Annotated in this window: 25 protein-coding genes; 10 read left to right on the top strand and 15 right to left on the bottom strand. The window is 72.3% G+C overall.

All coding sequences use genetic code 11. The features are described from left to right. Nucleotides 1–14: 14 nt before the first annotated feature. Nucleotides 15–350, top strand: coding sequence for an SCO4225 family membrane protein (locus K1J60_RS20865; protein WP_259407829.1), 336 nt, complete (start codon nucleotides 15–17; stop codon nucleotides 348–350). A gap of 61 nt (nucleotides 351–411) precedes the next feature. Here the strand turns inward: K1J60_RS20865 and K1J60_RS20860 are convergent, their stop codons facing one another. Then, nucleotides 412–1,005 (bottom strand): tellurite resistance TerB family protein, encoded by a 594-nt coding sequence (locus K1J60_RS20860; protein ID WP_220647533.1) that lies wholly within the window; start codon nucleotides 1,003–1,005, stop codon nucleotides 412–414. A 149-nt stretch (nucleotides 1,006–1,154) separates the two neighbouring features. On the opposite strand from K1J60_RS20860, the gene K1J60_RS20855 reads away from it, so the two are divergent. After that, nucleotides 1,155–1,592 carry a metalloregulator ArsR/SmtB family transcription factor gene (locus K1J60_RS20855; RefSeq protein ID WP_259407828.1) on the top strand — a complete coding sequence of 146 codons (438 nt, stop codon included), beginning with the start codon at nucleotides 1,155–1,157 and terminating at the stop codon, nucleotides 1,590–1,592. Next, nucleotides 1,589–2,080, top strand: coding sequence for an SRPBCC family protein (locus K1J60_RS20850; protein ID WP_220647532.1), 492 nt, complete (start codon nucleotides 1,589–1,591; stop codon nucleotides 2,078–2,080). Before K1J60_RS20855 ends, K1J60_RS20850 begins: the two co-directional genes overlap by 4 nt. Before the next feature lie 16 nt (nucleotides 2,081–2,096). Here the strand turns inward: K1J60_RS20850 and K1J60_RS20845 are convergent, their stop codons facing one another. The 3 genes from K1J60_RS20845 to K1J60_RS20835 form a co-directional block, all read right to left on the bottom strand. Further along, complete coding sequence (locus K1J60_RS20845; RefSeq protein ID WP_220647531.1) at nucleotides 2,097–3,881, bottom strand: DEAD/DEAH box helicase; 1,785 nt, start codon at nucleotides 3,879–3,881, stop codon at nucleotides 2,097–2,099. Nucleotides 3,882–3,974: 93 nt separating this feature from the next. Beyond that, the gene (locus tag K1J60_RS20840) at nucleotides 3,975–4,178 is read right to left on the bottom strand and encodes a cold-shock protein (protein WP_005483357.1); all 204 of its coding nucleotides are present in this window, start codon (nucleotides 4,176–4,178) and stop codon (nucleotides 3,975–3,977) included. 277 nt (nucleotides 4,179–4,455) lie between these two features. Beyond that, nucleotides 4,456–5,382, bottom strand: coding sequence for a hypothetical protein (locus tag K1J60_RS20835; RefSeq protein ID WP_220647530.1), 927 nt, complete (start codon nucleotides 5,380–5,382; stop codon nucleotides 4,456–4,458). A gap of 165 nt (nucleotides 5,383–5,547) precedes the next feature. On the opposite strand from K1J60_RS20835, the gene K1J60_RS20830 reads away from it, so the two are divergent. Continuing rightward, nucleotides 5,548–6,495: a hypothetical protein gene (locus K1J60_RS20830; protein WP_220647529.1), complete on the top strand. Its 948-nt coding sequence runs from the start codon at nucleotides 5,548–5,550 to the stop codon at nucleotides 6,493–6,495. Between the two features lie 198 nt (nucleotides 6,496–6,693). On the opposite strand, the gene K1J60_RS20825 is transcribed toward K1J60_RS20830, so the two are convergent. Beyond that, the gene (locus K1J60_RS20825) at nucleotides 6,694–8,130 is read right to left on the bottom strand and encodes an APC family permease (protein ID WP_220651588.1); all 1,437 of its coding nucleotides are present in this window, start codon (nucleotides 8,128–8,130) and stop codon (nucleotides 6,694–6,696) included. Nucleotides 8,131–8,471: 341 nt separating this feature from the next. Here K1J60_RS20825 and K1J60_RS20820 point away from each other — a divergent pair, with 341 nt between their 5' ends. Further along, nucleotides 8,472–11,009 (top strand): SpoIIE family protein phosphatase, encoded by a 2,538-nt coding sequence (locus tag K1J60_RS20820; RefSeq protein ID WP_220647528.1) that lies wholly within the window; start codon nucleotides 8,472–8,474, stop codon nucleotides 11,007–11,009. A gap of 12 nt (nucleotides 11,010–11,021) precedes the next feature. Here the strand turns inward: K1J60_RS20820 and K1J60_RS45980 are convergent, their stop codons facing one another. Next, the gene (locus K1J60_RS45980) at nucleotides 11,022–11,576 is read right to left on the bottom strand and encodes a DUF2637 domain-containing protein (protein ID WP_398683263.1); all 555 of its coding nucleotides are present in this window, start codon (nucleotides 11,574–11,576) and stop codon (nucleotides 11,022–11,024) included. Between the two features lie 391 nt (nucleotides 11,577–11,967). Between K1J60_RS45980 and K1J60_RS20810 the strand changes: the two genes are divergently transcribed. The 4 genes from K1J60_RS20810 to K1J60_RS20795 all read left to right on the top strand — a co-directional run bounded on the left by K1J60_RS20810 (nucleotide 11,968) and on the right by K1J60_RS20795 (nucleotide 16,770). Then, nucleotides 11,968–13,209 (top strand): serine hydrolase domain-containing protein, encoded by a 1,242-nt coding sequence (locus K1J60_RS20810; RefSeq protein ID WP_220647526.1) that lies wholly within the window; start codon nucleotides 11,968–11,970, stop codon nucleotides 13,207–13,209. A 56-nt stretch (nucleotides 13,210–13,265) separates the two neighbouring features. Next, a complete protein-coding gene (locus tag K1J60_RS20805) occupies nucleotides 13,266–14,426 on the top strand; it encodes a YihY/virulence factor BrkB family protein (RefSeq protein ID WP_220647525.1) in 1,161 nt (386 codons plus the stop codon). Nucleotides 14,427–14,553: 127 nt separating this feature from the next. Continuing rightward, nucleotides 14,554–15,618: a right-handed parallel beta-helix repeat-containing protein gene (locus tag K1J60_RS20800; RefSeq protein WP_220647524.1), complete on the top strand. Its 1,065-nt coding sequence runs from the start codon at nucleotides 14,554–14,556 to the stop codon at nucleotides 15,616–15,618. A gap of 42 nt (nucleotides 15,619–15,660) precedes the next feature. Further along, a complete protein-coding gene (locus K1J60_RS20795) occupies nucleotides 15,661–16,770 on the top strand; it encodes a methyltransferase (RefSeq protein WP_398683262.1) in 1,110 nt (369 codons plus the stop codon). 67 nt (nucleotides 16,771–16,837) lie between these two features. Here the strand turns inward: K1J60_RS20795 and K1J60_RS20790 are convergent, their stop codons facing one another. From K1J60_RS20790 to K1J60_RS20750, 9 genes are all read right to left on the bottom strand, one after another. Continuing rightward, nucleotides 16,838–17,170: a TcmI family type II polyketide cyclase gene (locus K1J60_RS20790; RefSeq protein WP_220647523.1), complete on the bottom strand. Its 333-nt coding sequence runs from the start codon at nucleotides 17,168–17,170 to the stop codon at nucleotides 16,838–16,840. Between the two features lie 49 nt (nucleotides 17,171–17,219). Beyond that, entirely contained in the window at nucleotides 17,220–17,699 is a 480-nt protein-coding gene (locus tag K1J60_RS20785) for an SRPBCC family protein (protein WP_033530436.1), read from the bottom strand. A 1-nt stretch (nucleotide 17,700) separates the two neighbouring features. Beyond that, on the bottom strand, nucleotides 17,701–17,958 hold the full coding sequence (locus K1J60_RS20780) for an acyl carrier protein (RefSeq protein ID WP_220647522.1): 258 nt from the start codon (nucleotides 17,956–17,958) through the stop codon (nucleotides 17,701–17,703). A gap of 74 nt (nucleotides 17,959–18,032) precedes the next feature. Further along, complete coding sequence (locus K1J60_RS20775) at nucleotides 18,033–19,283, bottom strand: beta-ketoacyl synthase N-terminal-like domain-containing protein (RefSeq protein ID WP_220647521.1); 1,251 nt, start codon at nucleotides 19,281–19,283, stop codon at nucleotides 18,033–18,035. Continuing rightward, a complete protein-coding gene (locus tag K1J60_RS20770) occupies nucleotides 19,280–20,548 on the bottom strand; it encodes a beta-ketoacyl-[acyl-carrier-protein] synthase family protein (protein ID WP_220647520.1) in 1,269 nt (422 codons plus the stop codon). The genes K1J60_RS20775 and K1J60_RS20770 overlap by 4 nt, the downstream gene beginning before the upstream one ends. Beyond that, nucleotides 20,545–21,000, bottom strand: a complete 456-nt coding sequence (locus tag K1J60_RS20765; RefSeq protein ID WP_220647519.1) for a cupin domain-containing protein — start codon at nucleotides 20,998–21,000, stop codon at nucleotides 20,545–20,547. The genes K1J60_RS20770 and K1J60_RS20765 overlap by 4 nt, the downstream gene beginning before the upstream one ends. Nucleotides 21,001–21,085: 85 nt before the next feature. After that, nucleotides 21,086–22,240: a SchA/CurD-like domain-containing protein gene (locus K1J60_RS20760; protein WP_220647518.1), complete on the bottom strand. Its 1,155-nt coding sequence runs from the start codon at nucleotides 22,238–22,240 to the stop codon at nucleotides 21,086–21,088. Nucleotides 22,241–22,508: 268 nt separating this feature from the next. Beyond that, the gene (locus K1J60_RS20755) at nucleotides 22,509–22,925 is read right to left on the bottom strand and encodes a hypothetical protein (RefSeq protein ID WP_220647517.1); all 417 of its coding nucleotides are present in this window, start codon (nucleotides 22,923–22,925) and stop codon (nucleotides 22,509–22,511) included. A 162-nt stretch (nucleotides 22,926–23,087) separates the two neighbouring features. Beyond that, nucleotides 23,088–24,824: an FAD-dependent oxidoreductase gene (locus K1J60_RS20750; RefSeq protein ID WP_220651586.1), complete on the bottom strand. Its 1,737-nt coding sequence runs from the start codon at nucleotides 24,822–24,824 to the stop codon at nucleotides 23,088–23,090. A gap of 217 nt (nucleotides 24,825–25,041) precedes the next feature. Between K1J60_RS20750 and K1J60_RS20745 the strand changes: the two genes are divergently transcribed. Beyond that, nucleotides 25,042–25,464: a hypothetical protein gene (locus tag K1J60_RS20745; RefSeq protein WP_220647516.1), complete on the top strand. Its 423-nt coding sequence runs from the start codon at nucleotides 25,042–25,044 to the stop codon at nucleotides 25,462–25,464. Nucleotides 25,465–25,485: the final 21 nt, after the last annotated feature.

Below are 25,485 nucleotides of genomic sequence, written 5' to 3'. Positions count from 1 at the left end.
ACCAGGACCGCCCCATGACCGTGGAACCGACCCCTCCCGCGCCGCGCCGGCCCTTCCCGCGCCGCCGCCCCGGCCCCGGCGACCTCCTCGCCCTCGCCTACCTCGCGCTCTGCGTCGGTCTGCTGGTCTGGGCGCTGGCGGCGAGCTCCGACGACGGCTCGGGCGGGTCCATGGCGATGGTCGTCCCCATCCTGGCCACTGCCCCGGTCGGCTTCGTGTGGCTCGCCCTGCCGGACGGGGCCGCGATGGCCGTCGGCGCCGTGCTTCTCGGCGCCCTGGCCAACGCGGCCGTCATCGTCTGGTGCGGCCGAGCCCTCCGCCGGGGCCGCCGCCCGGATCCGCTGCCCTGAGCCGCGAAAGGGCGGCCCAGGGGCTTCTCGGAAGGCGCACGCGCCGTGTGGCCGGCCGGTGTCAGAGACCGAACTCCTGCGGGGACAGGCCGAGGGTGGCGCAGGCCTCACGGAGGACCTGCTCCTCGGTCTGCGCGATGTACCCGTCCGCGCCCGCGACCACGAAGCCGGTCTGGACGACGGCCCGCGCCTCCGTCGGCTTCTTCGCGGCCTTGGCGATCTCCGTGAGGGCCTCGGCCTTGCCCTGCTGGAAGTTGCGGGAGAGCTGGTCCACGTGCCGGTTGAAGCGCTGCCGCAGCTGGTCCGCGGGGAAGTTCTGCAGGACGTCGTTGTTCAGGATCAGCGACTCCACGTGCTGACGCTCGGCCGGGTCCACGTTCCCGTCGGCGGCGGCGACCAGCGCGCACATGGCCATGCTGGCGTCCCGGTAGGCGCCGCTCTTCAGCTCCGTCTTGAGGGAGGTGAGCTGGGACTTGAGCGCGCTCACCAGCTGGGCCTTCGAGCCGCCGGAGGACCGCCCGGAGCCCGAGGACCCGGCTCCCATGGCACCCATGGGGCCCGCCCCCGGCTGCCCGTGTCCGCTGCCGCTCCGCGCGCCCTGCGCCTGCTGCTGCAGACCCTTGGCCTGGTCCTTGATCCGATCCCACATCGCCATGCGTGCCACCTCGGCTTCAGCCCGTGTCGTGCCGGTCGTTCCGGTCGTCCGCGTGCGTTCCGCACGTCTCCCTGTGAACGCCCGTCACCCCCCTGGGAGTTCCTCGTGGGAACGGGCGCAACGTGTAACCTGTGGGTTACGCTTCTGGGGTGGACGAGCCGGGTGAACCGAACGAGCGGGACGGGCTGAGTGAGCCGGACGGACTGAGCCAGGTGGCCGACGCGATCGCCGATCCGGTCCGCCGCGAGATCCTGATGATGTTGCACCGCACGCCGCTGACGGCGGGCGACATCGCCGCCCGGTTCGCCATCAGCCGGCCCGCGATCAGCCGCCATCTGCGGGTCCTGCGGGAGAGCGGTCTGGTCCGGGACGAGCAGCTCGGACGCCATCGGCGCTACTCGCTGATCCGCTCCCGGCTGGGTGACCTCGCCGCCTGGCTCGCCCGGTTCGACACCGCGCGTCCCGACTGGTCACGGCGTCTGGCGGCGCTGGAGACCGAGGTCCACCGCGCCCGACGGGACCGCGTCCGGGCCGACCCCGCGCACGATCCCCACACCGCCCGCCACTTCGAGGAGGACACGGCATGACCCATGAGCCCACCGGACGGCTCGTCCCCACGCCGACGGGGCACGACCTGATCCTCACCCGCGTCTACCGCGCCTCCGCCGACGACGTCTGGGCGAGTGTCACCGAACCGGAGCGCACCGCCCGCTGGTTCGGCCCGTGGCGCGGTGAGGCGGGGCCCGGCCGCACGGTCGAGGTGCGGTTGGTGTTCGAGGAGTCGGCGCCCTGGTGCCCCGTGCGGATCGAGGCCTGTGAACCGCCGCGCCGGCTCGCCGTCTCGATGGAGGACGAGGCCGGATCCTGGTCGCTGGAGCTGCTGCTCTCCGAGGTCGACGGCACCACCGAACTCCGGCTGGTCCATCACCTCGCCTCCGCCGAGCACCTCGGCGAGACGGGACCGGGCTGGGAGTACTACCTGGACCTGCTCACCGCCGCGCGCACGGGCGGCCCGCGGCCCGACTTCGACGACTACTACCCCGCGCAGAAGGCGTACTTCGAGTCCCTGGCCTGAGCCCGTGCCGACCGGCTCAGCGGCCGTTGCCCTTCGCCGGGGCGCGGCGGCGTCCCTGCGACGGGCGGCTGCGACGGCCGCGCGACGCCGAGGTGGGGCGGGCGGCCGGTTGCTGGGTGACCGGCGGGGCGAGGACGACCGGGACGCCGGAGGGCGCCTGCGCGCCGGTGATGCGGTTCAGGTCCGCATCGCCCGAGCGGACCCGCGTGGTGGTCGGGGTGATCCCGGCGACCGCCATCAGCCGGGTCACGTCACGGCGCTGGTGCGGCAGCACCAGGGTGACGACCGTGCCGGACTCGCCCGCACGGGCCGTACGGCCGCCCCGGTGCAGGTAGTCCTTGTGGTCGCCCGGCGGGTCGACGTTGACGACGAGGTCGAGGTCGTCGACGTGGATGCCGCGTGCCGCGACGTTCGTGGCGACCAGGGCCGTCACGTCCCCGTCCTTGAACTGGCTCAGGGCCCGGTTGCGCTGCGACTGCGACTTGCCGCCGTGCAGGGCGGCGGCCCGCACGCCCACCGCCAGCAGCTTCTTGACCAGCCGGTCCGTCGCGTGCTTGCTGTCCAGGAACATGATCACGCGCCCGTCGCGGGCGGCGATCTCGGTCGTGGTGGCGTGCTTGTCGTCGTCCTCGATGTGCAGCACGTGGTGGTCCATCGTGGTGACCGCGCCCGCGGAGGGGTCGACGGAGTGGACGACGGGGTCGTGCAGGTAGTCGCGGACCAGCCGGTCGACGTTGCGGTCCAGGGTGGCGGAGAACAGCAGCCGCTGGCCGTCGGGGCGCACCTGGTCGAGCAGCGCGGTGACCTGCGGCATGAAGCCCATGTCGGCCATCTGGTCGGCCTCGTCCAGGACGGTGATCGCGACCTGGTCGAGGCGGCAGTCGCCGCGGTCTATGAGGTCCTTGAGCCGGCCGGGGGTCGCGACGACCACCTCGGCGCCGCCGCGCAGCACGCTCGCCTGCCGTCCGAGGGACATGCCGCCGACCACGGTGGCCAGCCGCAGCCGCAGCGCGCGGGCGTACGGGGTGAGGGCGTCGGTGACCTGCTGGGCCAGTTCGCGGGTGGGGACGAGGACGAGGGCCAGCGGCTGCCGGGGCTCGGCGCGCTGTCCGGCCGTACGGGCCAGCAGGGCGAGGCCGAAGGCGAGCGTCTTGCCGGAGCCGGTGCGGCCGCGGCCGAGGACGTCACGGCCGGCCAGGGAGTTCGGCAGCGTCGCGGCCTGGATCGGGAAGGGATCGGTCATCCCTTCGGTGCCCAGCGTCTCCAACAGCTTTGCGGGCAGATCGAGTTCGCCGAAGGTCTCCACCGCGGGCAACGCGGGCGTGACCGTGACCGGCAGCGCGAACTCCCCACCGGCGGCGACCGCGACGGTCCGCGCGCCACCGCCCCGACGGCCGCGGCCGGCCTTGGCCGCACCGGACCTGCCGGAGCCGTTCTTGCCCGCTGCGCCCTTGGCCTGGGTGCCCTTGGCGGTGTTTCCACGCCCGGCGGTGTTCTTCGCGTCCCCGCGGCCCGTGGTGTTCTTGGTGGCGTCCCCGCGCCCGGCGGCGTTCCTGCCCGCGCCGCTCCTGCCCGACCCGCCCTTGGCGGCCGCACCACCGGTGCCGCCCCCGGCCGAACGGCCCTGGGCGGTGCCGCCCGTCGCCGATCCGGCTCCGGCCGCACGGGAAGGAGCCCCTTGCTCGCCCGCCCCCGCGCCCTGCGAGCGTGCGCGGTTGCCCCGGGTCGCGCCGGTGCGGGCGGAGCCCTCCGTGCGGGACCGGGAGGAGCTGGTGCTGTTCGTACGAGCCGTGCGGTTCATGGGGACCTTCCTCGATGCGGCGGCGCTTGTCGCACACGAGCCGGGGCCCGCACCTTTCGGGCGCGGGCCCCGGCTCATGCGTACGCGTCAGAGTCAGGCGGGAACGATGTTCTCGGCCTGGGGGCCCTTCTGGCCCTGCGTGACGTCGAAGGTCACCTTCTGGCCTTCCTGAAGCTCACGGAAGCCGGACGTGGCGATGTTCGAGTAGTGGGCGAAGACGTCGGGGCCGCCACCCTCCTGCTCGATGAAGCCGAAGCCCTTTTCCGAGTTGAACCACTTCACGGTGCCGGATGCCATGCTGAAACTCCCTTGATGCAGTGCCCGGAGCCCACACTTTGCGGACCCGGTGTCGCAGCAACGGTTAGACCCGACGGGAAGATGAAGAAAGTCCCGGAAAGCCCCGGAAACAACAAAGAGTGCTCGTCGACGGAAGGTCGAAGAGCACTCAGAAGCCTCTGGTAACCAAAACTGCCACTTCAGGTCAAGATAGCACAGGCGAGGGGCGTCCGCTGTGTGACACGCGACCCAATTCGAGGAACACCCCCCGCCGAGGGCAGCCGGCTCCCGGGAGGAGTCAGCCCTGAGAGGGCGTCGGCGGAGCCGTGGGCGGGGAGGATTGGTCCGTTGGAGTGGGCTGTGCGACGGGCGCGGCCGGCCAGGGCTGTGCGGCCTGCGGCGGCTGCGGGGCTTGCGGCGGCGCCGGCTGCTGCGGCTGTGGAGCTTGTGGAGCCTGCGGCGGCTGGGGGGCCGGGAACGCCGCCGGGGCCGGGTATGCCGCCGGGGCCGGGTATGCCGTCGGGACCGGGTACGCCGTCGGGGCGGGTCCGGGGAGGGCGGTGGCGGTGGGGCGGCCGGTGGCGAGGACGGTCGTCACGGTCGCGCCGAGCGCCGACAGGAAGGCCAGCGCCAGCAGATAGGCGCCGACGCCGAGGGTGGTGGCCCGGTCGTCCCCGTCCCACTGCCCGTCGTTGACCACCTCGGTCAGCGCCGACAGCGTCGCGCCGAGGAGCAGCACCGCGCCGCCGACGCCCAGTGCGGGGCCCGGCCTGAGCCGGCGGGCGCGGCCGGTCAGGAGGAGCACGGCGGCGGCGACGGCGACCAGGGCACCGATGAGCAGCGGCACCCCGGTGAACCGGGTGACCGACTCCATCTCCTCGCCCGTCCCGCCACTGGTGTAGGACCACGCCTTCGCGACGACCTGGAAAGCCGGTTCCTCGTGCTCCTTGTCGAGGTACTGGACCGAGGTGTCCAGCGTGGTGAACGAGGCGCCGATGGTGAGGGCGGCGCCGAGTATCAGCAGCGCGCCCGACACCCGGTCGGAGACCGCCGCCGGGTTCCCCGGCGGGGTGGCGGGTCTGCCGTGGCCGACGGGCGGCGTGGTCGCGTACGGATAGGGGCCCCCTTGCTGCGGGGGCGGTGCCCAGCCGGGCGCGGGAGCCGACGGCTGGGGCGGAGGGGCGGGCTGACCCGCGTACGGGCCGGACTGTGTCGGTTCCGTCATCTTCCGATGATAGGGAGAGAAGATCGTGTGCAAAAGGTGAAGTGCCCATGGAGATAGGCGAGTTGGGGCTAGACTGCCTGCCCTTGTCTGACGGTGTGGATATCGGATCGACATACGTCCATCTCGAATCATCACTGTGCGACCAAAATTCGTTACTCTCCGGCCATGGCTCTCCTCGGTCGCCGGCGCGGCACGACCAGACTCGCCCCCGAACTCGACGACGCGGACCTCGGGAAGGTACGCAAGCGTCTGGTCGAGAGGGGGAGTTCGGGCGGTCGCAGTCTCGCGGTGGCCATGATCGAGCAGCTGTTGCGCGACACCGGCCGTGACTGGGACCGCAGGGCCCACCGGCTGAGCGTTCTCGCGGAGTCGACCTCCCCGGCCCTGCAGCGTTCCTGGGCGGAGGAGCAGGCACAGGACCCGGACGCCCAGTTGATGTTCGCGTGGGGTGTCCTGCTGCGGGCGCGGTACGAGGAGCAACCGGTGCCGGCGGAGACCCGGGAGGCGCTCGACGCCTGCGAGCACGCCGCCGCGCTGCGGCCGGAGGACCCCACTCCCTGGGTGGTGCGTCTCGGTCTGCTGCGGCTGTGGCGCCGGCCGAGTCAGGAGGTCTTCCCGCTCTGGGGCGAGATCGTCCGGCGTGATCCCTGGCATCGCGAGGCGCACTTCCAGATGCTCGGCTACCTCTCGCCGTGGGAGTGCGGCTCGCACGCGCAGACCGTCGACTTCCTCGACCAGGTGCGCACGGGGACGGCGCCCACGGCCCCGACGGCGGGTCTGGAGATCGCCGCCCTCATCGACCTCTACCAGGGCACCCTCGACCAGGGCGGTCTGGAGGCCCTCACCGCCGTCCACCTGTGGAGCCGCCCGAACGCGGTGGCGGCCCTGGACCGGGCCACGGCCGACTGGCCGCGCGCCGGGTATCTGACCCACGCGGCGGCCGTCGCCGATCTCAACCTGCTGGCGTACGCGTTGGTGCAGGCGAAGCGGGCCGGGGAGGCGGGGGAGGTGTTCCGGGCGATCGGAGGGCTGGTCACGGCGTACCCGTGGGCCCTGGAGAGCGGGGACCCGGTGGCGACGTTCGGGGCCTGGCAGGTGCGCGCGGCGGGTTGACGGGGCGCATAGCCGTGTGGGGCTGTGCGGGTGCGTCGGCGGGTGCGGCCCGGTGGGGCTTCTCGCGGGGCCATGGTCTTCCAGGCCCGCAGGGCCTGGGTTTTCAGGGGCGCGGGGAACTGCGCGACCAGCCCCCACCGGGCCGCACCCGCCGACGCACCCGCACCCGCACCCCCTCAACCCTTAGGCCCCTACCTTCTACCTCCTGCCCGGTGCCCCCGCCAGCAACGGCATCGCCATGCCCGCCAGCAGCGCCCCCGGCACCGCCAGGGCCAGCCACACCGCCGTGGTGGTGTCGCCGCCGATGAGGGTGGTGAAGTTGGCGATGATCAGCCAGATCGCGCCGGCGATGCCGCCGGCGCCCAGGGCGGGGGCGATCAGTGTGTTCCAGAGCCGGGTGTCGCCGGACCGCTCGTGGCGGAAGTAGACGATGACCGACACGGAGGTCAACAGGTACAGGAGCATGATCGCCAGGACGGCGAGACCGCTGAGCCAGGAGAAGAGGGTGAGGACGGGGTCCTTGCCCGCCAGGGCGAAGGGGAAGACGAGCAGGGCGGCGACGCCGGTCTGCACGACACCCGCGAGCCACGGCGACTGGCGGCCGTTGAGTGTGCTCAGCCCGCGCGGCAGCAGGCCCTCCCGGCCGAGGGAGAAGAGGTAGCGGTTGGCGGAGTTGTGGAACGCCAGGATGCTGGCGAAGAGCGAGGTGGCCAGCAGGATCGGCAGCGCGTCGCCCGCCCACGCGCCGAGTTCGGCGGAGACCGGCGCGGCGACGAAACCGGCCCCGTCCCCGGCCTCCAGCGCCTTGCCCGCGGCGGCCGCGCTGGAGGAGGCTCCGTGCGCCGAGATCAGCATCCAGGACGTGAAGGCGAAGAACACGGTGACGAGGACGACCGCGAGGTAGGTGGCCCGGGGGACCGTGCGGTGTGGCTCGCGTGCCTCCTCGCCGTAGATCGCGGTCGCCTCGAAACCGAACATCGACGCCACGGCGAACATCAGCGCCACCCCGGGGGCGCCGTCGAGCGCCGCCGACAGGGAGAAGGAGGAGCCGGGTGCCAGTCCCTCGGGGCCGCCGCCCTTGAGGAGCATCACCACGCCGAAGACCAGCAGCAGACTGATCTCGGCGAGCACGAACACGGCGAGCACCTTGGCGCCCACGTCGACACCGGTGGCGCCGAGCACCTGCACGACCACCATCGTGCCGAGCGCGAACAGCCACCAGGGCACGTCCGTCTCCAGGTACTGCAGGGCCAGCCCGTTCATCACGGCCCCGAACAGTCCGTACACCGCCGCCTGGATGGCGTGGTACGCGAGCAGCGCCACGCCCGCGCTGCCGGCGGCGGCCGTCCCGCCGAGGCCCTTGCCGACGTACGAGTAGAAGGCGCCCGCGTCGACGACGTGGCGGCCCATCGCGACGTAGCCGACGGAGAAGAGCAGGACGACCACCCCGGCCACGAGGTACATCGCGGGGACGCCCGGGCCGTTGCCGATGGCTATCGCCACCGGCGCCGCTCCGGCGACACCGGTCAGCGGCGCCTGTGCGGAGAGCACGAAGAAAAGGATGCCCAGGACGCCGAGCGCGTTCTGTTTGAGGGAGCCGGTGGACGCGTAACCGTCGCCGGCCGCGTGCCGCATTCTGGACGCACTTGTAGACATGCCTCACCTGTCGGGCGGAGGGGAAGAAGTTTGTTTTGGCTCAAACGAGCTGCCCCATGTTTGCCTCAACGCGCCTGACTGGCAAGGGAGTGACACGTGTAGGGCCACAGATTGTTCGGGTACGTACGACGTTCCGTGCGCACCCGGCGGGCGGGCACGCGAAAGCGGTGTCCGTGGAGGTGCGGGGAGCTGATGTCCACCCGGCGGCCAAGGAATAGTGTGAAAAGGATGTAGTGGGACATATCAAAGGAGAGAGGGCGGGCCCCGGTGGGGAACGGCCTCGCTGGGTGCGGGTCTCGGTGAGAGTGAGATGAGCGGACATGGAGCGGCGTGTCGTCGACGAATCGGGAGCGGGCCCCGGCCCGGACACCGCGCGTGAGGCGCTCTCCGCGCGGGTCACCGTCGACGAAGAAGGCATCGTCACCGGCTGGAGCGCCGGCGCCGAGCGCCTCCTCGGGTACACCCCGACGCAGATCCTGGGCCTGCCCGCGGCCCTCCTGCTCGCCGAGGAGCCTCCGGCGGACGAGCTCCCGCACTTCTCCGACCTGCCGCGATGGCACGGCACCCTGGTCCTCGGGCACCGCGACGGCCGCCGGCTGGAGGTCAAGGTCCTGGCGCACCACCGCACGTCGTACGGCGGGGTCCGCGACTGGTTCCTGGTCTCCGCCCTGTCGGACGAGCGGCCCCGTCCCGGCGACGACGCGCTCGCGCTGCGCGGCTTCCTCGACTCCCCGTGCTGCGCGACCTCGGTGCACGACACGGACCTGCGGTTCCGCGCGTCCAACCGGGGCTCGCGCGGAGCGCTGGGCCTGAGCGACGACGACCTGCGCGGGCTGCGCCTGGCGGAGGCCTTGGACGATCCCGCCGCCGGGGAGGTCGAGCGGCTGATGCGGCTGGCCCTGGAGACCGGCGAACCGCAGTACATGGAGAACCACGCGCGGGCCCCCGGGGAGAACCGCGAGCACGCCTGGTCGGTCGACCTCTACCGGCTGCAGGACGAGAACGGCCGCGTCCTGGGCGTGGCCTCCACCGGACACGACATGACCGAGCAGTACTGGGCCCGCAAACGCCTCCAGCTGATCGCCGAGGCCGGCCGGCGCATCGGCAGCACCCTCGACGTGACGCGGACGGCCCAGGAACTGGCGGACATCGCGGTCCCGGACCTCGCCGACTTCATCAGCGTCGACCTGCTGGCCTCCCTCGACGACGGCACCACCCCCTTCTCCGGGGCGGCGGGGGAGTACGGCCCGGCCCCGCGGCTGCCCGCCGCGGGCCGCGCCCTCGCCCTGCGGCGGATCGCCCACCGGTCCGTCCACCCGGGGACGCCCGAGGCGGTCGTCGCGCCCGGCGAGGTCGACGAGTACCCGGACGTGTCGCCGCCGGTGCGGAGCCTGCGGGCGGGGCGCGCCGTGCTGCACCAGGTGACCGAGCCCGAGATCGCCGACTGGGTGGCGGAGGACCCGCTGAGGGCCTCCCGCATCCGGGATTTCGGGTTCCACTCGGCGATGACCGTGCCGCTGTCCGCACGCGGCACCACCCTGGGCGTCGCCGTCTTCGCCCGCCACCGGCACCCCGACCCCTTCGAGCAGGACGACCTCGTCCTCGCCGAGGAGCTGGCGGCCCGGGCGGCGGTCAGCATCGACAACGCGCTGCGCTACACGCGCGAACGCGGCACCGCCGTCACCCTCCAGCGCAGCCTGCTGCCGCAGAGCCTGCCCGAGCAGACCGGGGTCGAGATCGCCTCCCGCTACCTCCCTGCCGACGCCCGCGCCGGGGTGGGCGGCGACTGGTTCGACGTGATCCCGCTCTCCGGGGCCAGGGTGGCGCTGGTCGTCGGCGACGTCGTCGGCCACGGCATCCATGCCTCCGCGACCATGGGCCGGCTGCGCACCGCCGTCCGCACCCTCGCCGACATCGACCTGCCTCCCGACGAACTCCTCACCCACCTCGACGACCTGGTGGCCCGCCTGGCAGCCGAAGCGGAGGCCGCGGAGGAATCCGCCGGGACGGCCGACCGCGGGCGGGGCGGCGGCACCGGGGGCGGCACGACCGGCGTGACCACCGGAGTCGTCGGAGCGACGTGTCTGTACGTCGTGTACGACCCCGTGTCGCGGCGGTGCACCATGGCGAGGGCCGGGCATCCGCCGCCGGTCGTGGTGGGTCCGGACGGCACCGCCACCCTGCTCGACCTTCCGGCGGGGCCCCCGCTGGGCCTGGGCGGTCTGCCCTTCGAGTCGCTGGAGACCGAGCTGCCCGAGGGCGGCCTGCTGGCCCTTTACACCGACGGCCTGATCGGGTCCCGCAGCGGTGAGGACGACGGCGCAGGCGTCGACATCGACGTCGGCATCACCCGCCTGTGCCAGACCCTCGCCGCCCCCGCCACGACCTCCCTGGACGCGCTGTGCGACCGGGTCCTCGGCTCCGTACTGCCCGAGCGGCCCACCGACGACGTGGCCCTGCTCCTCGCCCGCCCCCGCCCGCTCGACCCCGGCCGGGTCGCCACCTGGGACGTGGCCGCCGACCCCTCGGCCGTCGCCGAGGCCCGCAAGAACGCGCTCGGCCGACTGGACGCCTGGGGTCTGGGTGACGCTGCCTTCGTCACCGAGCTGGTCGTCAGCGAACTGGTCACCAACGCCATCCGGCACGCCGAGCCCCCCGTCCGGCTGCGGCTCATCCACGACGAGAGCCTGATCTGCGAGGTCTCGGACGCCAGCAGCACGGCACCCCACATGCGTCGGGCCCGCAGCTTCGACGAAGGCGGCCGGGGTCTTCTCCTGGTCGCCCAGCTCACCCAGCGCTGGGGCACCCGCCCCACCCCGACGGGCAAGACGATCTGGACGGAGCAGACCCTCGGATGACGTGCGGCCGTCCTACCGCCCGCCCTGCCTGGGGCCGCCGAGGGCGTCGGCGGCGTGCCGGGGGCCGGGCGCGGACGAGAACTGGCCGACGAGTTCACGGAAACAGACCAGCGCGGTGATCGGTGGAATTCCGACGATCACCATGGCCAGCAGGGAACCCGGTGACTGGCCGATGCACAACGCCACCGCCGTGCCGGACGAGAGCAGCATCACAGCCCAGGACCGCCGGGCGGTGCGCTGTTGCACCGCCGCCCGGACAATGGACAGCCCCGCCAGAAGCCACGGCCCGTACACGGTCAGGGGCCACCAGCGCGCGAGATGCTCCGACACCACCAGCAGCGCGATGTCGCGCAGTTGAATGTATGAATAGGATACGGACCAATAAAGCATGGTCAGTGCGCACACGGCGATAGTCGTAATCAAGAACGCGACGGGGACGATCCTCGGGTTCCTGGAGAAGAAGTGGGCACCCGGGCGGGGGCGACGTCGGCTGACGGGGCGGCGCGGGAGGTCACGGACGTCCGACAGCGTCGGGTCCGGAGCCAGCCCGTGCGTCGCATAGGCCATCTGGATCAGCTCGGCGTCCGGGTCCCCTCCGTCGGAAGCGGCCCGCGGACCGGGGAGCCAGATGGGCTGGGTGTCGAGCTGCTGAACCCCGTCAGGGTTTTGATTTACCGAATCATAATCGGTTCTCATTCTGAATCCTGCTCCATGAGGGATCCGCTTTTCCGGCTGGCACGCGGGAGGACGAGCCTGATTTTGGGCATTCGGGAGAATAGCGATCCGCGGTGATTTCCGCGAGGAGCGCACCACGGTGGATGGCCGTTGAAACGGTGAAGTCAGGGCCGGCTCCGAACGAGTGGACTCGCCGGAGTGTGTTCGGGGCAGAGGCTTTTGCCCAGAGCTCGGACGGTGACGCTTGCGCCTTCGAGACCCTGCTTCGGAGAAGGCGCCCGACATGCGACGCACCCCCTCCCGCCGTCCGTTCGCCGCCGCGCTGCTGGTGGCGTCCGTACTGGCTCCGATGGCGATGGCACCCGCGACGACCGTGCACGCGGCGGCCGACCGGTATGACGAAGGCCGGTACGACAAAGGCCGATACGACAAGGACCGGTACGACAAGAATGACTGTCCGCGCGGCGGTCTCGGCCCCGAACTGACCGCCCGTCTGGACGAAGCCGTCGCGGGCGTCCGCCGGGAGGCCGGCATCCCCGGCGTCACCGTCGGCCTGTGGATCCCGGGCCAGGGGTGCTACGTCCGGTCCACCGGGGTCGCCGACACCATCACCCGCCGACCCATGACCAGCGACCTGTTCCTGCGGATCGGCAGCGAGACGAAGACGTTCACGGCCACCGCGCTGCTCCAACTCGTCGACGACCGCAGGGTCCGCCTGGACGACCCGATCTCCCGCTACGTCCGGGGCGTGCCGAACGGTCACCGGATCACGTTGCGTCAGCTCGCGCAGATGCGCAGCGGCCTCTTCCCGTACAGCGCCGACCCGGACTTCGCACAGGCCCTGTTGAGCGACCCGAGCCGCTCGTTCACGCCGCGTGAGCTGCTCGCGTACGCCTTCCGGCACCCGAACACCTTCGCGCCGGGTGAAGAGTTCCAGTACTCCAACACCAACTTCGTCCTGCTCGGCCTGGTGGTCGAGCAGGTCAGCGGCAAGCGCTTCGCCGACTACCTCCACCAGCGGGTGCTGCGTCCGGCAGGGCTGCGCCGCACACTGTTTCCCGAGGGCCGCGAGTTCCCCGAGCCGCACGCGCACGGCTACACGAACCAGACGCTCAGCGGCGAGATCGAGGACGCCACGGACTGGAACCCCAGCTGGGCCTGGGCGGCCGGCGCGGTGATCTCGGACCTGCGCGACCTGCGCCGCTGGGCCGGGGTCGTCGCCACGGGGACCCTCCTCAGCCCGCAGACCCAGCGCGAACGGCTGACGACGCTGCCGACCGGCTTCCCCGGCACCGGCTACGGCCTCGGCGTCTTCGAGACCGGCGGCTGGATCGGCCACAACGGCTCCATCCCGGGCTACCAGAGCGTGACCGTCTACCTGCCGGCCCGGAAGGCCACCCTGGTGCTGCTGCTCAACACCGACGTGACCCACGAGGGCCAGGAGCCGTCCTCGCTGCTCGCCCGCGCGGTCACGGAGGTGATCACCCCGGACAACGTCTACGACCGCCCGGCGCCTCCGCGCTGAATGATTTGCCGTGAATATGCACGTATAAGCCGTGCCGGGTCGGCTACTCGCACAGCATGATGCGAACGCTGAGACGGCACAGAGGGCAGGGACGGCACGGTGGGCACCCCGGCTACGGCGGGCACACCGACCGGTTCGAGCGCGACGAGCAGGTCGAGCCCGGCGAGCACGACGGGCGCGGCGGGCGCGGCGAGGAGGCCGGGCGCCACGCGGCGGGCGAGACCGCGCGGGCACCGGCGGCCGGGCCCGACGAGGAGGTGGAGCGGCGGGCCCCGGACAGCCCCACCGACCTGCCCAAACGCTCCTGGTGGGCGGTGCTGAAGGGCACCCTGAAGGAGTTCAAGAAGGACGAGCTGACCGACCGGGCGGCGGCGTTGACCTACTACGGGATCCTCGCTCTGTTCCCGGCGCTGCTGGCGCTCGTCTCCCTGCTGGGGATCGTCGGGCGCTCGGCGACGCAGCAGGTGCTGGACAACATCCAGCAGCTCGCCCCCGGCGCCGCGCGGGACGTCCTGACCAACGCCGTCCGGCAGATGCAGGGCAACGCCGGGCTCGGCTCGATCATGGCGATCGTGGGTCTGGCGCTCGCGGTGTGGTCGGCCTCCGGCTATGTCGCGGCGTTCATCAGGAGCGCGAACGCGGTGTACGACGTCCCCGAGGGCCGTCCGGTGTGGAAGGTGCTGCCGGTCCGGGTCGGTGTGACCGTGGTGCTGATGGTGATGGCCGTGATCAGCGCCCTGATCGTGGTGTTCACCGGCGCCCTGGCCAAGGAGGTCGGCACCACGCTCGGGGTCGGTGACACGGCGCTCACCGTGTGGTCGATCGCGAAGTGGCCGGTGCTGGTCGTGCTGGTCACGATCATGATCGCGGTCCTCTACTGGGCCACCCCGAACGCCAAGGTCCGCGGTTTCCGCTGGATCACGCCGGGCAGTCTGCTCGCCCTGCTGATCTGGCTGGCCGCCTCGGCCGGCTTCGCCTTCTACGTGGCCAACTTCGGCTCGTACAACAGGACTTACGGCGCCATCGCGGGTGTGATCATCTTCCTGGTGTGGCTGTGGATCACCAATCTGGCGATCCTCCTCGGCCTGGAGTTCGACGCCGAACTGGCGCGTCAGCGTGCCCTGGCGGGCGGCCATCCGCCCCACGAGGAGCCGTACGTCGAACCGCGCGACACGCGTACGTGGGACGAGGAGGACCGACGGCGCCTCGGCGGCTGAAGGTTGCTGAAGGTCGCTGACGGCCGCCGGCGGTCGCTGACGGCCGGAGCGGGGGACGTCGGCGAGACACGCCCTCGGACGGACCATCGGGCCGGTTTGCGTGGCGCTTGGTCATATCTTGTGGAATATGACGAAATCGCATATTGGCTATCTGGCGTGCGTGGCGGCGGTCATCGGGATGGGGCTCGGGGCCGCCCCGCAGGCCGTCGCCCATCATCCGACCCATGTGGTCTTCCCGGGGGAGTCCATCCAGCAGGCGGTGGACGCGGCGGCGCCCGGGGACACCGTGCTCGTGGCCTCCGGCACCTACCGCGAGAGCGTCAGGGTGAGCACCCACGGCATCACCCTGCGCGGCATGGGCCCCCGCACCGTCGTCGAACCGGCCGTGAAGAAGGCCGCCGACGGGTGCGGCGACGCCGGCAACGGCATCTGTGTGATCGGGACGAAGGACCACAAGGTCGAGGACGTCACCGTCGCCAACCTGACCGTGACCGGCTTCACCGGGTCCGGGGTGTTCGCGCAGGACACCGACCGGCTGACCGTCCGGCACGTGACCGCGGTGAAGAACGGCGTGTGGGGCATCGCCCAGGAGCGCTCGGTACGCGGCGTGTTCCGCAAGAACACCGCCCGGGACAACGGCGACGCCGGTCTGTTCCTCGCGAACACCGTCAAGGCCGAGCAGGGAGCCACGGACAGCGGCGGCACCGTCGTCGCCCACAACCGCCTGGAGGGCAACCGGATCGGCCTCACCGTCCGGCGTCTGCGCAACCTCACCGTCGCGGACAACCACATCACCGGCAACTGCGCGGGCGTCTTCGTCGTCGGCGACGAGAACATGCCGAGGGCCGGCGCGCTGACCGTGCGCGACAACCTCGTCGACCGCAACAACAAGTCCTGCCCGAAGACCGCGCGACTGGACGCCCTCCAGGGCACCGGCATCGTGCTGACCGGCGCCGAGGACACCCTGGTGACGCGGAACCGGATCACCGGGAACGCCGGCGCCTCCCCGCTGTCGGGCGGCATCGTCGTGTGGAAGAGCTTCGTGGGCACCACCAGCGAGCGGAACCGGATCACCGAGAACGTCCTGGAGAACAACGCCCCGGCGGACATCGTCAACACCGACACCGCCGGCAAGGGCAACACCTTCTCGGGCAACACCTGCGCGGCGTCCAAGCCCGCCGGACTGTGCTGACCGGCCGGGGCCGTCCATGAACTCGAAGAAGGAAGGCGTCGCATGACGACCGCTCAGACCAGGCCGCCGGGGGAGCCGTCACCCCCCGCCCGCACCACGCGGACCCAGGCCGTCCACACGTCCGCGCAGGACACCCAGGCCGCCCCGCCGCCGCCCATGCGGTTCAGGGAGCTCGTGTTCGGCGCGGCGGTCGCCGCCGCCCTGCGCGCGGCGGCCCGGCTGGGGATCGCCGACGCCCTCGGCGACACCCCGCTGTCCGCGGAGGACCTCGCGGCCGCGGTCAAGGCCGAACCGAAGTCGCTGCGACGGCTGTTGCGGGCCCTGTCCTGCCACGGCGTCTTCACCGAACGGCCGGACGGGACGTTCGCGCACACCGACATGTCCCGGCTGCTGCGGGAGGACGACCCGCACAGCCTGCGCGCCATCGCCCTGTGGTGCACCGAACCGTGGACCTGGGACGCCTGGCCGAAGCTCGACGAGGCGGTGCGCTCCGGCCGCAACGTCGTCGAGGACCTGTACGGCAAGGAGTTCTTCGTCTACCTCAACGAGGACGCCCCGGAGTCGGCGGACGTCTTCAACCGGGCCATGACGACGTCCAGCACGCAGTCCGCGCGGGACGTCGCCGAGTTCCTCGACCTGTCGGGGAGTTCGTCCGTCGCCGACATCGGCGGCGGGCAGGGCCACGTGGTGGCGAGCCTCCTGGAGAAGCACCCGGCGCTGCAGGGCACCCTGCTCGACCTGCCGCGCGTGGTGGAGAACGCCGACCCCCGGCTGCGTCCGGGCGGCGCGCTCGCCGACCGCACCCGGGTCGTCCCCGGCGACTGCCGTGAGGCCGTCCCGGTCCGGGCCGACGTGTACGTCATCAAGAACATCCTGGAGTGGGACGACGACAGCACCGCCCGGCTGCTGCGCAACGTCATCGGGGCGGGCGGCCCCGGCACCCGGGTCGTCGTCATCGAGAACCTCGTCGACGACTCGCCGTCGATGCGGTTCAGCACCGCCATGGACCTGCTGCTGCTCCTCAACGTCGGCGGGGCCAAGCACACCACCGAGAGCATGACCTCCCGGTTGTCGGCCGCGGGGCTGGTCATCGACGACGTACGGCCGGTCAACGCCTATCTGCACGCGTTCGACTGCCACGTGCCCGGGTGACACGCACGGTGACCGGCACAGGCCGCCGGGCACGCGCGACGCGCGTGCCCGGCGGCCTGGCGGTGTTTCAGGAGCGGTTGTCCCGCTCCCAGCGGTAGAAGCACTTCGCCATCGCGTCCTTCGGCGAACGCCAGGTCGCGGGGTCGTACGCGGTGACGTACGCCGACAGCTGTTCGCTGATGGCCCGGAACTCGGGGTGTCCGGCCATCTTCGTGATGGCGGGCGTGGGGTCCCGCTCGGACTCGACGAGATGCATGTACACGTCGTCGAACTGGAAGAGGCTGCGCCGGGAGACTCCGATGAGGTGCGGCAGCTCCCCCCGGTCGGACTCCTCGAAGATCTTGGCGATGTCCGGGGCGGCGCCCGGGGCCATCCGGGCGACGATCAGGGACTGGTGCATGGGGTGTTCTCCGTCCGGCTCGGTCGGAGAGCGCTCGATCGCTCGGCGCTCAGTCGGTCAGGCCCGGCGCGGCGCCCTGTTCGGCGGCGGCCTTCTCGATGCGGTCCCGGATCAGGGCCATCTGGACCTTGGAGTTGCGGTTGATGTTCTCGGTCATCCAGTCGTCGTCGACCGGCGCGTCCGGTTTCATGGCGAAGTCCTGCGTCCACGCCATCCGGGTCCCGCCCGGGACCTTCTCGTACTCCCACAGGATGTTCATGTAGGCGAAGGGGCCCGTCTCGACGCGGCGGGCCTCCACGGTGAGCGTCTCGCGGTCCGTCTCCCGCTCCGAGACCCAGCTCCAGACCTTGCCGTTCTCGTCGGGGTGCATGGTCAGCCGGAACGTCACCCGGTCCCCCTCCTCGGAGAGGATCTCGGCGCTGGCGTACTCGCTGAACAGCCGGGGCCAGTTCGCGACGTCGTTGGTCATGTCCCAGACCAGGTCGACGGGCGCGGCGATGGTGATCTCGTTGTGCGTGTGTCCGGCCATGTCAGGCTCCTGCCATCAGCGCGCTGTTGACCTGTTCGAGGAACTGCCTCGGGCTCTTGGCCTTCTCCGCGTCCGGCGGCATCGGCGTGCCGTACCGGTTCTCCAGCTCGCCCACGATGCCGAGGAGGCCGAGCGAGTCGATGCCGAGGGCGTCGAAGCCGGACTCGTAGCGCTGCTGGAGCTCCTCCGGGGTGACGGTGACCCCGGCGGCCTTCTTCATCAGCTCGGACAGTTCTTCCACGGTGATGCGGTCACTCATGCGGTTTCTCCTTGGTGCAGAGGTGGAGCGTCGGTGCGGGGGTGGGGCGTCGGGTGGGGCGTCGGGAGGGGTGGTCAGGAGGTGTCGCCGGGGCCGAGCCGCAGCACCAGCGCCGAGTTCGACCCCATGAGTCCCCGGCTGAGGACCAGCGCCGTGCGCGGCTCGGCGGCGCGGGCGCGGACGGTGACGAGGTCGAGGTCGTGGCAGACGTCGAAGACGTTGGGGGTGGGCGGGATGACGCCGTGCTCCATCGCGAGCACCGCCGCCGCCACGTCCAGCACGGCCGCCGCGCCGTTGCCCCGGCCCACGGCGGTCTTCGGCGCCGTGACGGGGACCCGGGTGCCGTGCGCGCCGAGGGCGTCCGTGAGGGCCAGCGCCTCGGCCCGGTCCGCCGCCGGGGTGCCGAGGGCGTCGGCGAAGACCACGTCGACCTCCTCGGGGGCGCAGCCGGCCTCCTCCAGGGCGCCCCGGATCGCCTCGGCGAGGCCCGCCCGGGACTCCTCCCAGCGGGAGGCGCCGGTGAACGTCGCCGCGTGGCCCGCCAGGTACGCCCGTACGGGGGCGCCGCGTTCCCGGGCGGTCTCCTCGGCCTCCACCACGAGCATCGCGCCGCCCTCGGCGGGTACGAACCCGCAGGCCGCCGCGGTGAAGGGACGGTAGGCACGGTCCGGGTCGGCCACGGTGCTCAGCTCCGGGTAGCCGAGCTGGCAGACCATCGAGTAGGGGGCGAGCGGCGCCTCGGTCGCGCCGGTCACCATCACGTCGGTGCCGCGCCGCACCGCCCACGCCGCGTGCGCCACGGCGTCGAGGCCGCCGGCCTCGTCGGAGGCGATCACCCCGCAGGGGCCCTTGAAGCCCCGGCGGATGGAGATCTGACCGGTGCTCGCGGCGTAGAACCAGGCGATGGACTGGTACGGGCCGACGAAACGGCTGCCCTTGGACCACAGCTGTTGCAGCTCCCGCTGCCCGAACTCGCCGCCGCCGGAGCCGGCCGCGGTGACCACGCCCACCGAGAACGGGGCCGCGTCGGTCGCGGGCCGGTCGAGGCGGGCGTCGTCGAGCGCCTGGTCGGCGGCGGCCATCGCGAAGTGCGTGAACCGGTCGGTCTGGACGAGATAGCGCTCCTCGACCGCCGAGGGCGGGTCGAAGTTCCGGACCTCGCCGGCCACCTTGAGCGGCAGGTGCCCGCAGCCCTCGCGGGTGACCCGGTCCAGGACGCTGATGCCCTCCCGGGTCGACTTCCAGAACGTCTCGGTGCTCGTTCCGTTGGGCGCGACCACGCCGATTCCGGTGACGGCCGCGCGCCGAGGACGCCGCTTGCTCATCGTGTCTTCTCCCTCGGCAGACTCATGACCACCGCGGACTGGAAGCCGCCGAACCCGCTGCCCACGGAGAGCACATGGGTCAGCTTCCGCTCGCGGGCGACGCGCGGGACGTAGTCCAGGTCGCACTCGGGGTCCGGGGTCTCGTAGTTCGCGGTGGGCGGGACGACCTGGTGGGCCAGGGCCAGCGTGCAGGCGACGACCTCGATGGCGCCGATCGCGCCCAGCGAGTGGCCCACCATGGACTTGATGGAGCTCATGGGCGTGTCGTAGGCGTGCGCGCCGAGCGTGCGTTTGACGGCGGCCGTCTCGTGCCGGTCGTTCTGCTTGGTGCCCGAGCCGTGCGCGTTGACGTAGTCGACGGCCGTGCGGTCGATCCGGGCGTGGTCGAGGGCGTCCTCGATGGCCCGCGCCATCTCCAGGCCCTCCGTGGTCAGACCGGTCATGTGGTAGGCGTTGCCGAAGGTGGCGTAGCCCCCGATCTCGCAGTACACGTGCGCGCCCCGGGCCCGGGCGTGTTCCAGCTCCTCCAGGACGAGTACGGCTCCGCCCTCGCCCATGACGAACCCGTTGCGGTCGGCGTCGAAGGGGCGGGAGGCGTGGGCCGGGTCGTCGTTGTTGGGGGACGTGGCCTTGATCGCGTCGAAGCAGGCCATGGTGATCGGGGAGATCGGCGAGTCCGACGCCCCGGCTATGCAGATGTCGGCCCGGCCCTCCTCGATGGTGTGGAAGGCGTACCCGACGGCGTCGAGACCCGAGGTGCAGCCGGTGGAGACGGTCTGCACCGGGCCGCGCGCCTCGAAGCGTTCCGCGACGGTGGAGGCGAGGGTGCTGGGCGCGAACGCCCGGTGCAGATGCGGACCGGCCTCCCGGTGGTCCACGTCCCAGCGCCGGCCGCTGTGGCTGACCAGCACGTAGTCGTGCTCCAGCCGGGTGGTGCCGCCGACCGCGGTGCCCAGGGACACCCCGACCCGCCAGGGGTTCTCCGTGGCGAGGTCGAGGCCGGAGTCCCGTACGGCCTCCTCGCCGGCGACCAGGGCGAACTGGATGTACCGGTCGCAGCGGGCGATCCGGTCCGCGTCCAGTCCGTGGGCCGCCGGGTCGAAGTCGCACTCGGCGGCGATCCGCGAACGCAGCCCGGACGGGTCGAAGAAGGTGATGCCGCGCGTCGCCGTACGGCCGCCCGCCAGGAGGTCCCAGAACGCCGGGACGCCGATGCCGCCGGGGGCGACGATGCCTATGCCGGTGACCGCCACGCGCCTGGTCATGAGCGGACCTGGGAGCGTTCGGCCGCCCGTGCGGCGTGCGCCGCCTCCACCGGGATCGGTACGCCGTTCGCGTCCTCGGTGTCGACGTGGCCGAGCGGCGGGCTCGGGGCCAGCGGGCCGAGGTGGAAGACCATCCGGGCCTCCACGTTGCCGACGTTGCGGAAGCGGTGGCGCATGTGGGCGGGGATCAGCAGCCCCTGCTCGGGCCGGAGTTCGTGGGCCTCGCCGTCGAGGTCCACCTCCAGCTGTCCGCAGATGACGTAGATGAACTCCTCGGAGTAAGGGTGGTAGTGCTCGGCGATGCGGTCGCCGGGCGCCACGATGGCCACGCCCATGAAACCGCTGGTGGAGCCGACGGTGGTGGGGGTGAGCATGGCGCGCAGATCACCGCCGCGCCGGGTGTTGGGCTCGACCTCGCTGACATCCACCACTCTGGGATGGCGATTGATCACGACGTTCCTCCGAACGTGAGCTGCGTCGGACAGGGGCTGCATCGGCAAGAGGCAGTGCGACAGGGCGCAGTGCGGCAAGGGGGGTTCAGGCGTCGGGCGCCCGGCGGTCGGTGACGAGGTCCATGCGGGCGACCGTGAGCAGCCGGGCGGGGGCGGCGTCCTGCGGCGAGCCGTCCGTGCCGAGGGCGTCGCCGTCCAGGAGCGCCGTCAGCTCGGCCGCGCGGGCGCGGTCGGTGAGCCCGAGCACGGGGCCCGGGTCGGCGTCGAGGCCGCCGCGTACGTCGACCAGCCGCACCACGATGTCGTCGCGCTGGAAGATCGTGCTGCGCAGCACCGGGCCCCGCGGGTCGTCCGCCGCCGCCTCGTCCTGCCGGGCGAGCAGCTCGGCCAGCCGTAGCCCGCAGCCCTCACGGGCCGGGTAGTACAGCGCGTGCCGTACGGCGTCCGGGCTCTCCTGGCCGGCCGTCACATGGTGGACGGCGGGCAGCGCCGCACGGGTGAAGAAGACCCGGGCCGAGTCGGGGTCGTCGAGGTCCCGGTCCTGCTCCAGATAGGGGTTGAGGGCCTCCTCGACCGCCCGTACCTCGGGCTGCCGGGCGACGTGCCGCAGCGCTGCCAGCAGGTCGCCCCGCACCTCGACGGCGCGGACCACCCGGTTGCCGTGCATGAACAGGGAGGTGCGGCACAGCCGGGTGGTGTCGTCGACCCGGGGCTCCGGAGCGGCGTAGTCGGCGAGGATCCTGGCGACCTTCTCCTCGCTGCCCGGCTTGACGGTGAAGGTGAGCGCGTGCCGGATCAGGCCGTCGCCGATGCGGGGCGAGGGCTGCAGACGGCGCTCGCCGGCCTCGGCCTCCACCGCCGGGCCGCCGGTCTCGCGGACGATGTGGAAGCGCAGCGAGCGGGTGTCGCGGACACAGTTGTGCAGCGGCTTCACCATCTGCACGTGTTCCTCGCTGTTCACCCAGGTGAGGAAGGGCGGGGCGCTCTCCCACTCGCTGGTGATGAGCCATTGGGAGGGGTTCTCGATGGACTGGCACAGCTGGTCGCTGACGTGTCCGGGGACGGACGCGACCTGGTTGCACAGCTGCTCGTACGCCTCCAGGAACTGCTGCTGGGCACCGTCGTAGACGTCCACGAGGAGGACGACACGGAGCCGGGAGCCGTCGAAGACGGACTGGGAGACACGCTGCGACACCTGTCGCTTCCGTGACTCGGAAACACGTTCGGACGTGGTGGTCATCCTGCGCACATCTCCTCGGTGGGGGGCAGAGAAGGGCGAACGTCGGCCCGATCGGCGTGACGTCGGCGTGCCTCGATCCTGAGCCCGGCCCTGCGGGCGCGCGACTCGTATGCACTGCGCGGGTGACCGGTCCACCGGGCGGGTGATGGGGGTCCGGGCGGGTGACGGGGCCGCGGAGGGGGGTGCTGCCGACCGCAGGTCTCGCCGTGACCGGCCGGGCCGTCGTGCGGCGGCGCGGCCGGTCACGCGGCTATCGGGCCCGGCACGATCAGGCCACGCTTGTGGCGGTCTTCTTGCGGCGCACCGCGTACAGGCCGGTCCCGGCGACGGCCAGGACGGCCAGCCCGCCCGCGGTCACGGCCGGGGCGGCGAGGCCGCCACCGCCGGTGTGCATCCCACCGCTGGGCTTCTCGTGCTTGCCGCCCCAGGACTCCTCGTCCTGGCCACCGCCGTGGGAGCCGTTCTCCTGCTTGCCGCTCCAGGAACCGCCGTCCTGCTTCCCGCTCCAGGACCCCTCGTCCTGCCCGGCGTTGCCGGAGGCGGTCTTGTCCTGCCCCTTGTCGTGCTCCCCGCTGGAGGAGGAGTCCGTGCCGTCCCAGCCCCCGGACGCGTACGCGACGGGCGCGCCGAGCGCGAGGAGGGCCGAGGCCGCCGCGGTGGCCATGAGCATACGAACTGAGCGCATCTGACGATCCTTCCGCCGACGGGCGGGCAGCCGACACCTCGTCAGCTGTGATGACCCGCCCCCGACGTGATCAACCGTCAGACAGTCGTCGCGCCCCCACCACTCAAGAGGTTCACTCGGGTGAACCCGCCCGTCCGCCGGGCGAGTTCACGGGAGACGGGCTCAGGCCTTCGCCAGCAGCGTGGTCAGGACCTCCCGCAGCGCCGCCTCGGCGTCCGGGACCGGACCGGGCGCCCGCCAGGCCACGAATCCGTCGGGCCGGACGAGTACGGCGCCGCCGGGGGCCGTCCCGTGGACCGCCGCCCAGTCCGCGTCGCCCGCGGGCGTCAGGTCGGCGGCGGGGCCGTCGCCGACCCGGTACGAGGTCAGGGGGACGGACATCTCCTCGGCCAGCCGGAGGGCGGCCTCGTGCCACTCACCGTCGGCACCGGCACCGGCACCGGCAGTGGCTGGGGCGTCGGCGTCGCTGAGCAGGACGAGCGAGCGCTCGTAGAGGTCCAGCGTGGAGATGTGTTCACCCCGGTGCCGTACCGCCATGTGGGGCGCCCTGCTGCCCGGTGCGCCGGACAGGTCCAGGCGTTCCGGGACGACCGCGGACCCGGGGTCGGTGCCGAGGACGGCGCCCTGCGGATAGCGGTAGCCGAGGGCCACGTTGAGGATGCCGCGCTGCGGGCCGCCGCCACCGCCGACGCCGGGGGCCGGTGCGAAGCCGGGGTGGCTGTGCTCCACGGACCGGGCGGCGGCACGGGCGCTGGTCGCCTCCGCCACCGGGCGGCGCTCGGCGTCGTACGTGTCCAACAGGCCCTCCCCGGCCCAGCCGCCGAGCACCGCCGCCAGCTTCCAGGCGAGGTTGTGGGCGTCCTGGATACCGGTGTTGGAGCCGAAGGCCCCGGTGGGGGACATCTCGTGGGCCGAGTCGCCGGCCAGGAAGACCCGTCCCGAGCGGTAGCTGCGGGCGACGCGCTGGGCGGCGTGCCAGGGGGCCTTGCCGGTGATCTCGACGTCGAGATCCGGCACCCCGATCGCGCGGCGGATGTGCTCGACGCACCGCTCCTCGGTGAACTCCTCCAGGGATTCGCCGTGTTCGGGGTGCCAGGGCAGGTGGAAGACCCAGTTCTCCCGGTTGTCCACGGGCAGCAGAGCCCCGTCGGCCTCGGGGTTCGTCAGGTAGCAGACGATGAAGAGACGGTCGCCGACGACCTCGGCCAGGCCGCGGGAGCGGAAGGTGACGCTGACGTTGTGGAACAGGTCGCCGGGGCCGCTGTGGCCGATGCCGAGCTGCTCGCGGATCGGGCTGCGGGGGCCGTCTGCGGCGACGAGGTAGTCGGCGCGGACGGTGGTGTGCTCACCGGTCTCGCGGCTCTTGACGATCGCGGTGACACCGGAGGAGTCGCTCTCGAACGACAGCAGTTCGGTGTTGTAGCGCAGGTCGCCGCCGAGTCGTTCGGCGTGCTCGATCAGCACCGGCTCCAGGTCGTTCTGGCTGCACAGGCACCAGGAACTGGGGCTGAACCGGGCGAGTCCGCCGCCCGCGTCGATCTCCTTGAAGAGCCACTCGCCCGCGTCGCCGACGAGGGTGGGCGTCTGGAGGATGCCGTGGTTGCCGGACAGGGTGGCGGCGGCCCGGCGGATGCCCGGCTCGACGCCGGCCGTCCGGAACAGCTCCATCGTGCGGACGTTGTTGCCCCGGCCGCGCGGGTGGATGGAGGTGCCGGCGTGCCGCTCCACCAGGGTGTGCGGCACCCCCAGGCGGCCCAGGAACACCGAGGTCGACAGGCCGACGAGGGAACCCCCGACGACGAGGACCGGGATGTGGTGGGTGCGGTTGCCGGTGGGGTCGTTCCGATCGGGCCTCTGCCGCGTCTCGGGCCTCGGCCCCGTCTCATGGCTCTGCTTCATCGCGTTCATCGCTCAACTCCAGCGCTCGTGTCCGCCGACTCGGCCGGGTGGGGCCGGGGGCTTCATCCATGCCCCGCACCGGGAGAACGGGACCGGGCTTCACCCGCTTAGGGGGCGCTCGGCGGCGGTGCGGTGGGACCCCGGTCGCTCATGTACTCGGGTGCGGCTGAGTACTTGTGCTCTGCCGGGCGCGGGGCCGCGCCGGGAGTCTGGGCACATGAGCCAACGACTCCAGCACCCCTTCAAGAGCTGGTCCCAGCTGCGGCCGGCCCTCGTGACGGCCGCGTCCGCCCTGGCCCTGTGGGCCCTCTGGCTGGGCTCGGACCAGCGGCGTGATCTGCTTCCTGACGGTTCGTCGACCGGCCCGTACGAGGCGTGGCAGGTGCTCGGTCTGGTGCTGACCCTGCTGGTGCCGGTGTACTGGGCGGCGTCCCGGCGGCACATCGCGGGCGCGGTGGTCGGCACCACGGCCGGTCTGACCGTGGCCTCCTTCTACGACTGGTCCGACGACGCCAGCGGCCTCTACGTCATCGGCGTCACGATGGTGATGCTGGGGACGATCGCCGTGACCACCGGGGTGTCCTTCCTGATCGCGGCCATCGGGTCGCGGCCTCGGCCGACGGCGCCCGTGACGTCGTAGGCGGCATGGGCGGCACAGGCG

The organism is Streptomyces akebiae (assembly GCF_019599145.1).
Taxonomy (GTDB): Bacteria; Actinomycetota; Actinomycetes; order Streptomycetales; family Streptomycetaceae; genus Streptomyces; species Streptomyces akebiae.
This window is presented reverse-complemented; position numbering and strand designations above follow the sequence as displayed.